This window comes from Saprospiraceae bacterium (assembly GCA_016709995.1).
GTDB lineage: Bacteria > Bacteroidota > Bacteroidia > Chitinophagales > Saprospiraceae > JADJLQ01.
This window is the reverse complement of record JADJLQ010000001.1, coordinates 1,732,768-1,746,561: the sequence shown is the minus strand read 5'-3', so window position 1 is coordinate 1,746,561 and position 13,794 is coordinate 1,732,768. Positions and strand designations below refer to the sequence as shown.

The 13,794-nt window shown below is 40.5% G+C and carries 15 protein-coding genes; 2 read left to right on the top strand and 13 right to left on the bottom strand.

Annotated elements, in window-relative coordinates:
• The 8 genes from IPJ09_07295 to IPJ09_07260 form a co-directional block, all read right to left on the bottom strand.
• Entirely contained in the window at positions 1-1,443 is a 1,443-nt protein-coding gene (locus IPJ09_07295; protein MBK7371232.1) for a family 43 glycosylhydrolase, read from the bottom strand.
• 138 nt (positions 1,444-1,581) lie between these two features.
• The gene (locus IPJ09_07290; protein MBK7371231.1) at positions 1,582-2,340 is read right to left on the bottom strand and encodes an acetylxylan esterase; all 759 of its coding nucleotides are present in this window, start codon (positions 2,338-2,340) and stop codon (positions 1,582-1,584) included.
• 554 nt (positions 2,341-2,894) lie between these two features.
• A complete protein-coding gene (locus IPJ09_07285; GenBank protein ID MBK7371230.1) occupies positions 2,895-3,332 on the bottom strand; it encodes a DUF1801 domain-containing protein in 438 nt (145 codons plus the stop codon).
• Complete coding sequence (locus IPJ09_07280) at positions 3,329-3,712, bottom strand: VOC family protein (protein MBK7371229.1); 384 nt, start codon at positions 3,710-3,712, stop codon at positions 3,329-3,331. Before IPJ09_07280 ends, IPJ09_07285 begins: the two co-directional genes overlap by 4 nt.
• Positions 3,713-3,824: 112 nt before the next feature.
• Positions 3,825-4,922: a diguanylate cyclase gene (locus tag IPJ09_07275; GenBank protein ID MBK7371228.1), complete on the bottom strand. Its 1,098-nt coding sequence runs from the start codon at positions 4,920-4,922 to the stop codon at positions 3,825-3,827.
• Positions 4,923-5,094: 172 nt separating this feature from the next.
• The gene (locus IPJ09_07270; GenBank protein MBK7371227.1) at positions 5,095-5,577 is read right to left on the bottom strand and encodes an N-acetyltransferase; all 483 of its coding nucleotides are present in this window, start codon (positions 5,575-5,577) and stop codon (positions 5,095-5,097) included.
• Positions 5,578-5,752: 175 nt separating this feature from the next.
• Positions 5,753-6,223, bottom strand: coding sequence for a DUF1772 domain-containing protein (locus IPJ09_07265; protein ID MBK7371226.1), 471 nt, complete (start codon positions 6,221-6,223; stop codon positions 5,753-5,755).
• A 350-nt stretch (positions 6,224-6,573) separates the two neighbouring features.
• On the bottom strand, positions 6,574-6,801 hold the full coding sequence (locus IPJ09_07260; protein ID MBK7371225.1) for a helix-turn-helix domain-containing protein: 228 nt from the start codon (positions 6,799-6,801) through the stop codon (positions 6,574-6,576).
• Between the two features lie 88 nt (positions 6,802-6,889).
• Between IPJ09_07260 and IPJ09_07255 the strand changes: the two genes are divergently transcribed.
• Positions 6,890-7,087 (top strand): hypothetical protein, encoded by a 198-nt coding sequence (locus IPJ09_07255; protein ID MBK7371224.1) that lies wholly within the window; start codon positions 6,890-6,892, stop codon positions 7,085-7,087.
• A 307-nt stretch (positions 7,088-7,394) separates the two neighbouring features.
• Here the strand turns inward: IPJ09_07255 and IPJ09_07250 are convergent, their stop codons facing one another.
• From IPJ09_07250 to IPJ09_07240, 3 genes are all read right to left on the bottom strand, one after another.
• Entirely contained in the window at positions 7,395-8,027 is a 633-nt protein-coding gene (locus IPJ09_07250; GenBank protein MBK7371223.1) for a hypothetical protein, read from the bottom strand.
• Between the two features lie 262 nt (positions 8,028-8,289).
• Positions 8,290-8,727, bottom strand: a complete 438-nt coding sequence (locus IPJ09_07245) for a VOC family protein (protein ID MBK7371222.1) — start codon at positions 8,725-8,727, stop codon at positions 8,290-8,292.
• Between the two features lie 30 nt (positions 8,728-8,757).
• Positions 8,758-9,120, bottom strand: a complete 363-nt coding sequence (locus tag IPJ09_07240; protein ID MBK7371221.1) for a DUF2200 domain-containing protein — start codon at positions 9,118-9,120, stop codon at positions 8,758-8,760.
• 1,133 nt (positions 9,121-10,253) lie between these two features.
• Here IPJ09_07240 and IPJ09_07235 point away from each other — a divergent pair.
• Entirely contained in the window at positions 10,254-12,230 is a 1,977-nt protein-coding gene (locus IPJ09_07235) for an acetylxylan esterase (protein ID MBK7371220.1), read from the top strand.
• Positions 12,231-12,288: 58 nt separating this feature from the next.
• Here IPJ09_07235 and IPJ09_07230 read toward each other — a convergent pair whose 3' ends face one another.
• Positions 12,289-12,516, bottom strand: coding sequence for a serine hydrolase (locus IPJ09_07230; protein ID MBK7371219.1), 228 nt, complete (start codon positions 12,514-12,516; stop codon positions 12,289-12,291).
• Positions 12,513-13,526 (bottom strand): serine hydrolase, encoded by a 1,014-nt coding sequence (locus tag IPJ09_07225; GenBank protein MBK7371218.1) that lies wholly within the window; start codon positions 13,524-13,526, stop codon positions 12,513-12,515. The genes IPJ09_07230 and IPJ09_07225 overlap by 4 nt, the downstream gene beginning before the upstream one ends.
• Positions 13,527-13,794: the final 268 nt, after the last annotated feature.

The window sequence follows — 13,794 nt, the reverse complement described above, 5'->3', positions numbered from 1 at the left end:
TTAGGGAGCTTTAAAATTCCATTTAGAATTGTCGCTATTCATATCAAACCTTGAAAGTGTCGGCCGGCTGTCTCCGGAAGATACCAACGCTAATTGTTCTTTAGATCCAGGAATTACTTTAGGCATTATACGATATGTACCATCAGTCAGTTGATCGATTCGCCATAACTGTTCGGGGGCGCCGGTAAATGCCGGAATCGTAATCACTTCTGCATCTGGGGTAGCTGCTAATGCCCGATCCGTTCCCGCTATTACTATTTTATAATATGGGCCACCTAGATATCCGCTTGAATCAGGAGCAGCGGTGATAGTCCATTTCTGATGAGGGCGGGCCATGTAATCACCTATTCTTGCATCAATGTTGCCGGTAGGCCAGGTTTTCATTACATCCGCTAATTCCTGAGATTGCACTGGTTTTACCGGTTCATCATTGTTGCGGTTAAATCCCCGCATGCCACCAGCCATTCTTACCAGGTCAACGGCCAATTCCAGTCCATATCCTCTTCTCTCTGATTGAATTTCATAAGTTCCTTCTTTGACATTATCTCCTGCCACAGGCCATCCATTGGTCCAAAGCAATGGACGGATGCCTAATACGCTGCGTCCTCCCTGGTCTAAATCTGCTTCATAATGAAAAGACATTTTTTCAATTCCATCACCCAGGATCATGCGTCCAAAATGGCCGGGCCCTATAAGTCTTCCACTGGTAGCAGCAACCATTTTGCCGCCACCTTCCAGCATGTTTCTACCCACATTATCTACAAAAGGACCGGTTACATTTTTAGAACGGCCTGCAACAATATTGTAGGTGGAGTTGGCGCCATCGCAACAGCTTCCATGTGTAGCAAGAAGATAGTACCAGCCACCGTGAGAGGTTAAAACGGTGGCTTCGCAAACAATGGCGACATCAACGGGTTGATTGCCTTTTACCCTTAAGCCTGTTTTAGGATCCAATTCTACAATGCGGCTAAATCCAAAATAGGTACCATAAGAGAGCCAAAGACGCCCGGTAGTAGGATCCAGCAAAAGACCAGGGTCGATGGCATCGCATTCTTCATAACCATCGGAGGTGGCAACCACAACAGGTTCTGTGTATTTAAAATCGGGAGAAGTTGGATCAAGCGTCTTGTTCCACATCGTAAGAATAGCACCTTTGTGCGTGCTGCTACCGCCGGTTGCGCCATATACTACAAGGTAGCGGTCGCCAATTTTCATGGCATCGGGAGCTGCACCTCCACCCGGTCTTACACCACCGCCATGCCAGGTCCAACCGTCTTCGGATATTAATCCACCTCCACCGGTGCCGAAGGTGTAATACTTTCCGTCACATTCGACGATGGTGGACGGATCATGGATAAATGGTTTTCCGACCTGTGCTTTTATTGTTTGAGTAAGTAAAACTGCTAATAAGGCAGTCAGGCCGATTATTTTCATTCTTTTCATGTAATAATTTGTTTTTAATTGCACCTGGAAATCGCCATCAATATTCAGCTTGCTGTGAGCATGATGGTCTCTTTATGGCTTGTTTCATCATAATTTCGATTTCAGAATAATTGATACTTTTTTACAGACTAACAAATTTTATTCGTAACTAATACTGAAGTTTTTTACCGGCCTTCCTTTTTCATCCAAAAAACGAACACAGAAGTTACACATACCCGGACCATTTATTACTGCACCACGGATGATGTTCTTTCCCTTTTTTAGGGTTAAAAGTGAAGAGGTGCCATTATCCACTATCATATCTCGGTCACCGGACAGCATCAGGGCTTCCCTGCCATTTAACCAAAACATACCTGACGAATTAGCTCCTGCAGCCATTCTCACGTTTTTGATTTCTTCCGGGCAATTGATGACCGTGACAAGCCAAAAGAGTACGCCGTATGGAGGCATGTTCAACGCGTAGGTAAAATGGTATAAATTAAAATTGTACGCTTTGCTGTCGAGGGCATACCATTTTAGGTCCTGGTTTTCCACTTTTACCTTTTCGCCATTTTTAGGAATTATGGTAAAATCGTCGGAAAAATTATCGGTGGAGAAGGTTGTTCTGAGATAGTTGTCGGTGAATATATTATTCCGGGTAATGTCTTTCCTGACGGGTTCCAGCACCAGCCATCGTTGAATGAATCCCTTGGTATCCGGTGCCTTTTTTGTGCTGCTGTTCAGGATAAAGTGTTTAGATAGAGTATGTGTGGTATCACTTTTTATGGGTATGGGAGGCAAGGCTGGCCTTTGTCCCTGACCTGGCGGCTGTCCTAAAGCTGTACCGGCACCTGCCAATAATCCTGAGATAACTATAAAAGCGATAGCCGGCAACAAGTATTTGAGTTTTCTATTCATCGTAGATTTCTTTTGTAATGATGGTTTTTTCTTAAAATTGAGCATACTATGATGCAAATCCACTATACGAAGTTAATAAAAATAGGATCACTTTATTGAGCTTAAAATTCCACCTTGAATCGTCTCTGTTCCTATCAAACCTGGGGTGCAGTGCGTTAGAGCAGGTGCTAACGATCTCTAAATTCCGTGGTGTAACTGGTGAATTTTACCTGAAGTATTTGTGTTGGACCGCCATTTTGAAACCAAATGATGTGATAAAAACCTGTCGCATGTGTTGTGGTTAAAGTATCCTTAGATTCTTTGTACAATTCAACTTTGTCCACAATTTCAAATTCTTGCGGAAGTCCGTTCTTGAAGTCGTATTTAATGATGTCTGTTGGTTTTTGCTGGATGTCGTCCTGCAATTAACGCACAACGTTGCTGGTGTAGGTGTCAGTAGCGGTTGTAGAAGCACTTACTTTTCGGTTAAGTAAAAGGCTGATTAGAGGAACTGACCTTTGATTTGCCAGTGCACCCGCCATAGCACCTACACGAAGTGATGCGGTCGGCTTTGATTACTTTTTTATTTTTGATATTGTCATTCCAATTAATTTTGTCGGCTTGTCCATATCTTTTATAGCAAAGTCAATCGCTTCTTTAATCAGCGCTCTTACCCTGGCGTTTCTATAATCGCTCGATTTCTTTACATCTATATGTCTTATCAAATTACCAGTTCCTGTCAATAATTTATTCGGGTCTTTTAAGAGCGTTCCTTTGTTAAAACCCAAATTTAGGTGAGTGGCGTAAATAGGCAACATACAAAAGGCATCTGATAACTTTTCAGAGATTGAAAAGACGGCTGTCAAAGCGTGGGTATGATACAGAAGTTCATTGCTGTCAGGATACAATTCCAATATGTATTGTCGTAAATCACGAAACAGGGCAATGACTTCCTGGTCTTTAAAGTCCAATAAGTATTGAAAGTCTGGATGAATGGGTCTTGACTTTGTCATCTCGCATTGTTGTCGTATTGCATTGCACAAATTAGGTTGCCTTCCGTGTCCAGGAATTTTGCAATCCATCCTACATATGGAATACCTGTTTTTGGCATTAGAACTTGGCCGCCATTGCTTTTTACACGTTCCACGATTTCGTCCAAGTTCTCTACTCCAATGGTGCATTCCAAACCGATTATTTTTTCTGGAAAAGGAGCGTATTTTCGTGATTGTAAAGCCCCGATGAGTTCTCCGTTTTCTGTCTTGTCGGCTTTGATTTGCAGAAAATCAGATTGTCCGAAGGAATTGAAACCCCAATCAAAAACTCCATCATAAAAGCTCTTTGCCCGTTCAATGTCGTCAATGTGAATGGCAAAATGTGTCAATTTATTTTTCATATCGTTTAATTTTGATTGTTACCGTATCGTCTTTTAAGCTTCCGCAGATTTTCGCCTGCTTCTTCATGTTTTCGCCTGCTCATTTTCTGGCTAAAACTGTTAATTTACTTGATTATAAATGGGTGAATGTTGTACCGTTGAATTTGCAGAGACCATTGCCATCAGTTCCAAACCATAGTTCTCCGTTTTTGTCTTTATAAATTGTATTTACTGCGTTGCTGGTAAGGCCGTCTTTGATTGTGTAATTAATCAAGTTGTTTCCGTCATATTTCCAAACTCCTGCGTCCACAGTTCCAACCCAGATATTTCCGCCATTGTCTTCGTTTATCGAATATATACGAGCCAAAGTGCCTAACCCGGGTTTTCCAGAAGCACTAAAATCAGCATTATTAAGACCTTTTTCTTCTGTGAAATTTGTCAAAGTATTTCCGTCATATCGGAATAATCCAGCACCATTATTTCCAAACCAAAGGATGCCCTTACTGTCTTCAAATATACTAAGAACGGCAGGGCCGGAGAGCCCTTTTTCTTTAAACCAAGTTAGTTTTTTGCCATCGTATCTGCATACGCCTTCTGCCTGAGTTCCAAACCAAATGTTACCTTTTTTATCTTTTAGGATACAATAAACGCCATAGCGACTAAGCGAAAACGGAGCTTTGGTTTGTGTCTTTGAACTTGACGGATGAAATGGTAGATAGTCAAGTGAAGGATTGCTATATCTGAGCACGCCACCACCAGCGAAAAACCATAAATCATTGTTTTTTGATTTCCAGTTTAATACAGTGCCCTTAGTTATGTTGACTTTATTGGTATGTGTTGTAATTTTATTTCCGTCAAATTCACTAATGCCAAAAGCACCAGTCCCGAACCAAATATTTCCCAAATCATCTTCTTGAATGTTTATTACTTGATTGTCTGCAAGTCCGTCCTTTATGGTAAATTGTGTTAGTTTTTTTACATCGTAACGATATACGCCTGCCCCATTAGTCCCAAACCAATAATTGCCACTTCTGTCTTGAAAAATACTTCTTATATTCTTGTCTATACTATTGACTGCAGCATTTAACCCGTTAAATTGAGTCGTTGAGTTTGGTTTATTGGCTTCATAGATTGAATTATTATTTTGTGTCGGTCCATTGCATGAAGTTAAATAAATGAGCAGAAAAGTAATTACTGTTAAATGTGTCGGAATTATTTTAAACATTTTCATTTATATCAGTTTGTAAATTGTTGAGGGGTGGTATGAAAGAGTTGACGAGAACGTTTTGTGGGTTTGGCGATGAGGTGGATTTCAGGCAGGAACTAGAGAGGAATGTACCAAGTTTAGTTCACGCAATCATTGTCGAACAAAGCAGCTTACCCGCCTAATTGCCAAACAGCTGTTACGCGTTCGTTTTTTTAGTATTCAATTTTCGTCTCATTACATAATGGTCTAAATTTTCTCCATATCCATTCTTAATTACACGCTCAGTCCAAAAGTCAAATTTGTTAAAAGTCTTTTCCAATAATTGACTGGTGTTTATAACGATGTCAAAGTCCAAATTTTCTTTATCTATATTCGTCAGGATGTGCTTAAAAAATTGTTTTGATATAATCTGAAAGTTTGCTTTTCCCATTGAAAATCGCCTAAACATAACCCATGCGATTCCGAATACTTTGTCTGAATGTTTTACATAATGTCCACCACACCCGATAACCTCTTTGTTATAAAGTACAACTTTAAAATTATTGTCTGCATAATTATCTAAAAAGTCTATTAAGTCTGACAAGTCATTCTTATCAAAATACTTTGGGCAATTGGAATTGAAAATTTTTATAACATTTTCTTTGTCTGACAGTTTATATGGTCTAATGTCTGTTATCATAAACTTTAAAATTATGAATTGTCTTTAAGTATTGGTCTTTTAAAATAATGCATAGCGGTTTGCGTGTATGTGCAGTATCGGACTAAAAGCACTTTCTTGTCCGTTTAGCACAAAATTTCTTAGAAGCACAAACTTTCGATTTACCAGTTCAACCGCTATTGCCAAATACACGCTGTTATGCGGTCGTGCTTTTGTTCTTATTACTAATTGTCACCCATACAATTATTGCGAAACCTGAAATTGTAGAGAGTGTTCGCATTACATGAAATGTCCACCAATTGTCCCTAAATGTTGCCCATGTGTCTGGAATGGCGTCCAAATTCCAAGTAATAACAATAGCATTTATAGGTTGATTGCCGAATCGCGTAATAAGCCCGCTAGCAATCAGCAAGCCAAACGCAAGCAATAACAAGGTACGGTTTAGCTTTTCTTTTTTGCAGATAATTGCATAGACAATAGTAAGTATAATAGAAATAAGTCCTAAAAGGGGCATCAATACATTTAAAGATCGAATGGCGCTTTGTTGCTGTTCAACATAAGTAACAGCGGATAGGTTTTCAGGATTATAGCCAAGCCAAATTCCAAAGATAATCCCTGCAATGAGTCCGGTTAATACGATGTCTGCGAATTGGATAAAATGTTTCATATATTAATTGATAATTTTTTAGTTAAAGGATTTGCTGGCATGACGCCCAACATTTATAAAAGTATCCGACAGCCACTTAAAATATGATTTGATCCAATGCTACTCTTATTGGGCTTTCGGTATACTTTTATGTTGACCGACAAGCAGGATGTAGTGTATAAGGTATAAAGTATCAACTCATTAATTAGTTTAAGGCTCTGAGTTAAGTTCATTTTTATTGGGCTTTGTATGGTTTTATACAATTTTAATTCATCTGACTGTTAAAATTATGATTTTTTATAAAGAATTTTTCAGATTTGATTGCAATTTTTGGGTTTGGACCATTGATATCTAATAGCATGCTGCTTATGTTAGGTAATTAACTTGCCGTATCGATTACCGAGATGCCCTGTAGTATCATCCTGCAAAGCTTCTGGATTGACCCTATTAATCGAGCCATCCATAATATGATCTTTGTCTATCTGCTCACTTCTGAGATATTTTTTGATCGTTGTCTTAGATATACCCAGATCTCTTGCTATCCGTTTAATTCCATTCCCTTGATGATGTAGTCGAAGAATCTGTTTTAACTGTTCCATCTTTATTGATTTTGCTGCCATACCTGTTTTTTGCAGGTAAAGGACAGGTTAAAATCAATCAACTTTCTCAAACTATTTGGGGGTCACAATGCGCCGGAATGGCCGCCAGCTAAACCCAATTTTAGGGGTCAGTGCCGAGCCTAAGGGAGTGCCGGAATGTCAGGTCTCCGGATCCTGGAAACGGCCTCAGTTCATGGAAGTGATTAAGGCAAGTCGATACACTGAAGCCTTAGTCGAAGTAAGCGCCATTATAAAATCAATACCCAATAAGGCACCACCAAATTGATTACAACTATGAGCACCCTGACCAATGCAAATTTCTCGTCACTTTTTTTTCTGGCTATAAAGGGTCAAATATTGTATTCCTTCCATCGATATAAAATCAAGAGAATAAATCACATAATCCAGATTAAATTAAATAAACTGCCCTACTAATCACCCTACCTGGACCCAGGCGTCGCTGAATGCCGATGATACTATCGGGACAGGCTAAGAATTAAGCACCGCCTGATCAGCTGGGCAGGGAAAATCTTTTAAGCTCAGAGCTCGATATTATTGATCAGATCAGATTTTCGCCTACTTTTCTTAATGTTTTAGAGGTTCATTGCTTTTTTTTGTTCTCCCGGTTTAATATGTACAAAGTCTTCAGATTTTGTAAAATATTCAAGCCCTAAAACTAATAGTATTGAGCTTATAGAATATACTTTCTGCATTATAAAGGCTAATTCCAAATAACTAAAGCCATAAAGAAAAAAGAAACAGTAATAAGTCAATAAGCATATTATGCAGCAAAATTTAAGTAAATGTAGTTTTGACTTAAGTATGAATAAAGTAATAATAAATAGGCCAAACAATGTTAAAACAATTGAAATTGTTCCTAGGTCGTGGTAAGGTGTTGCAATTAAGAAAATAAAAAAAATGTTGGCAAATCCGATATATTTTAAAATATTAACCCATACTCTTAAAGAAATCTTTTTCGACATATTTATAAAAAAAACACCATAACCAAATGAGTGGAATGCCATTCCAAGAATTGCCCAAATCCTGCCAGGGTTTTCTGAACCATTTAGCGCTTTTGCTTCAAACAAATTGCTAATAAAATTTTTTGACCAGCCAAAACCTACTGAATTTTTGTCAAGCAATGATCCACCTGGATATGCTGACGCTGCTATTACTATTAATATCACTGAAATAATCATGCATATATAGACCAAATACTTTTTAATCATCTGTTTCATATTCTAGTCAAATTCGTTATAAAGTTGTAGCATAGTCGTTTGCAATGACTGCTAACGTTTTGCAGATTTGCGATGGGCGGGTTTTTTGCCACAATTCAGCAATTGCTCAATTTCCTTTCTAAATGGATGATTTTTTTCGTCTATGAATAGGGTTACCTCTTTACTTTTATTTGCCATTTTAATTCTTTGTATTTATTTTTGTCGTGTTTCCCTACAATGACCGCTGCTAAGTGTTCGTTGTTTTGTCCGGTTATATTTGTTCCTTGTATTTTGGGTCAAAGTCTACCATCCATTCAATACCATATTTGTCTCTAAACATTCCAAAGTATGAACCCCAAGGGCTGTCAGAAACAGGCATTTCAATTTGTCCGCCTACCGAAAGGCCATTGAATAATTTGTCAGCTTCTTCTTTGCTTTCTGCACTAATTACTATTTTGCTTCTGTTCTCATTTTCGTTTGTTCGCCCCATTATTTCAGGTACATCATTAGCCATTAAAATACTTTTACCAATTGGTAAAGCAATGTGCATTATTTTATTTGCTTCATTTTCTGCTACAGGAAATTCAGCACTTGCTAAATCTTTGAAACGCATTATTTTCGCGAACTCTCCGCCAAATACTGATTTGTAAAAATTGAATGCCTCTTCCGCATTTCCGTTGAAGTTAATGTGAGGATTAATTTGTGCCATTTTATTTTGTTTTTTAGATTGTTAATGTATTTACTTTCTTAAAATTTTATCCAAAGTCTTTCCTTTTGCTAATTCGTCCACTAACTTGTCAAGATACCTAACTTGTTTGGTTAGTGGATGTTCAATTTCTTCTATTCTATAACCACAAATTACTCCTTTAATCAGGTCAGCGTTTGAGTTCAATTTTGCTTTCTCAAAAAATTTTCCAAAAGTGGCTTTCTCGTCAATAAGTTCTTGTATTTTTTTGTCGTCAAAACCTGTCAACCACTCAATGACTTGATATAACTCTTCCTTTGTTCGTCCTTTTTTTTCAACTTTGGTAACATAGTGAGGATATACAGAAGCAAAAGTCATTTTTTCTATTCGCTCAATATGTTTAGGCGTTATCTCCATTTTTCTATTTATTTTTTGTCGTTATGTTGCAGTGTCGTCCTATAATGACCGCTAACGGTTTGGCTACCCGACGGCTCGTCCCGATAGGGCGAGATGTACGTGGTAGCCTGTGTTATGGGTTCGTGATTTTTTTTTCTGTTAATTTATTGATATTACTCATGATATTGAATGCGGTTTCATTTAGATCCAATTCAAATATTACTTTCAGAGATTCATAGCATTCAATTTCTTGTTCTATACTATCACAAAGAATTTTATATTGAGGAAAAACATTTCCATTACACACACAATCTATATATCCATTTTCTATAATTTGATTTAAGTGTTTAAGTATTCTTCTAATTCCAATAAATTTGGACACAAATAGTGAGTCGTTTGTTAAAATTCCTGAAATCATATTTCCAAGTATTGAAAAGTCTTGGGATACTAAAGGGGCCAATTCCGCTTTTTGCTTTCATGTTCTCTGCAAAAGGTTATAATCAATGCATCTTGGTTCGTATTGTCATTTTTTGTAAAAAGTACCAAACCAATTAATATTTTATATAAAGATAGTCTCTATAATATTTTTGTTAGTTCAATAATGGCTGGTTCTAGTTATAAAATCATCTGTTTTGTAGTCATTGATTTTTTTATGGTTTTTTGCCAATTACCAATAATAAAAATTGAAATTAGATTTCATAAAAATGTGTCTATTATTTTTCATTCTTTTAGGCTTTTAGGTTTTGTCCACTTTCTTAAATTCCTTAATAAGTGATTCGTCTTCATGAGCGCAAATTTGCGTTTAAAATGTTTTATTTAGTATATATCCATTATACATGCTGTAACGGAAAATTTATAGCAAAAACAAATACTTTATAAATAACTGTAAAACAATTATATAACTCGTCATTTATCAGCAACAAACGATTATAACCGATTGCATTCGAAATTAAACTATCATGACCATTTTTGTTTCTAAAGGAATCAAAAACCCTCCAAATACAAGTGTTCCACATATCCATTTTATAAGTAGTTCAACAGCCAAGATCAGCTAAAAACCGTCTCACTAAATTAGACAATTACAGTCATTCTCCAAAATATTATTTTACCAAATACCTTTTTCTTATTCCCCCATATTCCCGACCTTCACTCCGATGAAATTTTTATTATTAATTTGTACAATTATAGGTGCTACAAAACTGACACAAGCTCAGCCCGGATATGGTTCCTTACCCTGGAGTCAAAACCTCGCCTATAATTCCTACCTCCTCCGTACGACGCATGCTCAATACCAGGACAGGTCACTTCATCTGCATAAAGCGATGCAGTCTAAATCCTCCTTGATGGCATATCGCGACGCTGTGCGTAAAAGCTACCAAACCATCCTGGGGCCTATGCCGGACAGATCGGAGCTTCATGCCCAAATCCTTCATAGTAGCCAATATCAGAATTTCAAGATAGAGACTATTATATATCAAAGCATCCCCGGTCGATACGTGACTGCCAATCTATACTTACCTCCGGGTCCGGGCCCTCATCCAGCCTCTCTGGAGCTTTGTGGTCATGGCATCAATGGGAAAACGGGTACTGCTGCCGCTATCCTGATGGCCAGGCATGGGATTGCGGTGCTGATAGTGGATCCGATCGGGCAGGGGGAGCGAATACAGTTATTGGATCCTGACGGTAAGACAATGACCCGGGGTGCGACCACCGAACATACCCTGCTCAATGCGGGTTGTAATCTGCTCGGCAGCAGCCTGGCAGCGTATGAATACTGGGACAATAGCCGGGCACTGAACTACCTGGAGAGCAGGAGCGATATAGACAAAAACAGACTTGGAGTATATGGTAGTTCGGGAGGCGGTACTCAGACGGCTTACCTGATCGGCCTGGAGGACAGGCTCAAAGTGGCTTCAATCTGCAGCTACTTTTCGCAGCGGGAGCGGGTGCTGGAGCTGAGTGGAGCCTCGGATGGCTGTCAGCATGTGCCGGGAGAGGGCAAGGCCGGGATCGAGATCGCGGACTGGGTCACGATGTTTGCGCCCAAGCCGGTGCTGGTGATGTCGGGGCGGTATGATTTTGTGGATTATTGGGGAGCAGTGCAGGGCAGTAATGAATTAACCCAGGTATATGCGGCGATGGGGGCAAAAGACAGATTCCGACTACTATCGACGGAGGGAGGTCATGGCATGCCAAGGGAAAAAAGGGAGGCGCTGGTGACCTGGTTCAGGACCTGGCTGGTAGGGGACCCGACGCCGGTGGTGGAGCAGGAAGTGATCAAGGTCAGGCCGGAGGATACGCAGTGTACTGCCAGCGGGCAGGTGCTGACACAATATAAAGAGGCAGTGTCGATACCTATATATAATGGTAGGGTAGCGGCCTCCTGGGCTGATAATAGAGCACTGTTCATGCGGCAAAGCCGGGAGCAGATCCGGCAGAAGATCTATGAGCTGCTGGGGACACAGCCACCGACAGACAAAATGGTGGCTTCCATGACGGGCACCGGGCAGTTTAGGGGTATGACTATGTATAAATACCAATTACTCAGGCCCGGGGAGATGCCGGTACCTTGTGTAGTAGCCTGGCCGTCCAAAGTATCCTCCAATGCCAGGGTCATCCTGATACTTGACGATCGGGGAAAAGATAGTTTTTGGCTGGAAGCCTCGCGCGCGCAGGCGATCCTCGATGCAGGGGATATCCTGGTGACTGCTGATCTGCGGGGTAAAGGAGAGACAGAAGATCCTGCGGAGCTCAACGACCGTAAATATTTTAATCGGGAATACCGCAATGCCATGATCAGCCTGCATATCGGTCGGTCTATCGTGGGACAACGGGTCACGGATATGTATTCACTGGTGGATTTTATCAGTACAGAGGAGCGGTTAAAGAATCATGCTATCTCGGTGGAGGCCTATGGCAGTTATGGTTCGGTGGCGCTGCATGCGGCCTACGTGGATCCGCGTATTGCACACACTACGGTGGTTCATGGTCTGACTTCTTATATGGATTTTATCGAGCATCCTATCCAGTGGGATATGTATACACAGGTGATACCGGGGGTGTTGAAGTATTATGATTTGAAGGATCTGATGGAGAAGCTTGGTGCGGAGCGGGTGAAATTGGTAGAGTAGGATTAGGGTGTGAACGATGTCCATAGTACCGAGAGCCTTTGGAGCAACAGGTGAGCCTTCACTTTATTTTATCCCAATCCATCACCGCTTTAAATATAGCTTCCCGAATGGGGTTGGGATTATAATAAACCTGATTAGGCAACAATCCTACATTCTGACGATTGATCAATAAAATGATAGAGATCTCTTGCTTTGGTATTACCGCAATACTCGTTCCGGTGAATCCGGTATGACCAAAACTTCCTGCCGGACCATTTTTCATAAAGCCATTGGTCGGGTCCATCATCCAGCCGAGTCCATTTTGGAATGGATCGGGTGTAAAAATTGGGTGATGGTCTTTTCCGATAGGAATCTTTTTTTACCGGTCAAGCCTTTGTTTTTAAGCATATCCACCAGGATCTGCACATCACCTGCCGTAGAAAACAGTCCGGCAGCACCGGAGATACCCTGCAGCGCATACCAGGCATTGCCGTCATTGACTTCACCTTTTAAGGTATAATTTCTCCATCCGTTCCAAGACTCCGGGTCAATATCTGCGCGGGTCAATCCAAGGGTGCTATCTCTCACCATCCGGTGTTCGTAGGGATTGCCGTGGGAGGTCGCCGCTATTTTAAGATGTTTGTTTTTATCCAAAGGCCGATAGAAGGTATGATGCATCCCCAGAGGTTTAAAGATTTGGGCTTGTAAAAATACCTCCAATGGCTGGCCGGAGATCTTTTCGATGATCTCTCCCAGGAGGACAAATCCCAGGTCAGAATAATGCCTGCCTGCACCCACCGGCGTAGCTAAAGGCAGTGAATCGATGAGCCGGTAGGTTTCTTCTTTGTTTTTACATCGATAGTATAGTGGATACCAGGTGATCAACCCTGCTGTATGCGTGAGCAAATTACGGAGGGTGATAGCTTGTTTCTCCGGGCCATTAAATGCCGGCAAATATTTACCTACCGGGTCATCCACCGATAGTCGGTGTTGATCCGCCAGCAGCATGATCGCAGTAGTGGTACCTACGACCTTGGTCAGCGATGCCAGATCATACAGGTGTCGTGTAGAAGTTTTTTTAGGATGGTTCATCCAATGAGTTTCTGCATCTTTGACTTGGGCGAAGCCGAAGGCTTTTTTCATCAGTACTCTGTCTCCCTTTTTGATGGCGATCACAGCACCAGGGATTTTATGGTCTGCGATGGATCGGGTGAGGATGGAGGATATTTGTTGCCTGAGTGCATGGCGGTTTTTATGCTGGCACAAAGCAGGAACCAGGGAGATAAGGAGCAGGGCGATGATGTTGATGCTTCGCATAATGGGAGTGAAGGTATTAAGTAATGGTGGAATAGGGGAGGGGTGGGCTAGGGTTTCTCCCTGACCTGTTCGCTTGAATTGGTCATGATGGCAAAGCAAATTGATTTGCCAGGCAAACGAGGGGAACAGTGAGTCTGGCGGATTGCAAAAGTTTGAAATGGAGATATTAATTGGAAAATTGTTTTCAAGATTTTAATAAATGATGCTGGGCTGATAAGAATATTAGCTTAAACCCAGGAATGTGGTTCCCCTGCTCTAGGTAAATAAG

Excerpts from the sequence above, each read along its gene's own strand:
- IPJ09_07295 (MBK7371232.1), bottom strand. The coding sequence starts at position 1,443 with ATGAAAAGAATGAAAATAATCGGCCTGACTGCCTTATTAGCAGTTTTA.
- IPJ09_07290 (MBK7371231.1), bottom strand. The coding sequence starts at position 2,340 with ATGAATAGAAAACTCAAATACTTGTTGCCGGCTATCGCTTTTATAGTT.
- IPJ09_07285 (MBK7371230.1), bottom strand. The coding sequence starts at position 3,332 with ATGACAAAGTCAAGACCCATTCATCCAGACTTTCAATACTTATTGGAC.
- IPJ09_07280 (MBK7371229.1), bottom strand. The coding sequence starts at position 3,712 with ATGAAAAATAAATTGACACATTTTGCCATTCACATTGACGACATTGAA.
- IPJ09_07275 (MBK7371228.1), bottom strand. The coding sequence starts at position 4,922 with ATGAAAATGTTTAAAATAATTCCGACACATTTAACAGTAATTACTTTT.
- IPJ09_07270 (MBK7371227.1), bottom strand. The coding sequence starts at position 5,577 with ATGATAACAGACATTAGACCATATAAACTGTCAGACAAAGAAAATGTT.
- IPJ09_07265 (MBK7371226.1), bottom strand. The coding sequence starts at position 6,223 with ATGAAACATTTTATCCAATTCGCAGACATCGTATTAACCGGACTCATT.
- IPJ09_07260 (MBK7371225.1), bottom strand. The coding sequence starts at position 6,801 with ATGGAACAGTTAAAACAGATTCTTCGACTACATCATCAAGGGAATGGA.
- IPJ09_07255 (MBK7371224.1), top strand. The coding sequence starts at position 6,890 with ATGCGCCGGAATGGCCGCCAGCTAAACCCAATTTTAGGGGTCAGTGCC.
- IPJ09_07245 (MBK7371222.1), bottom strand. The coding sequence starts at position 8,727 with ATGGCACAAATTAATCCTCACATTAACTTCAACGGAAATGCGGAAGAG.
- IPJ09_07240 (MBK7371221.1), bottom strand. The coding sequence starts at position 9,120 with ATGGAGATAACGCCTAAACATATTGAGCGAATAGAAAAAATGACTTTT.
- IPJ09_07235 (MBK7371220.1), top strand. The coding sequence starts at position 10,254 with ATGAAATTTTTATTATTAATTTGTACAATTATAGGTGCTACAAAACTG.
- IPJ09_07230 (MBK7371219.1), bottom strand. The coding sequence starts at position 12,516 with ATGATGGACCCGACCAATGGCTTTATGAAAAATGGTCCGGCAGGAAGT.
- IPJ09_07225 (MBK7371218.1), bottom strand. The coding sequence starts at position 13,526 with ATGCGAAGCATCAACATCATCGCCCTGCTCCTTATCTCCCTGGTTCCT.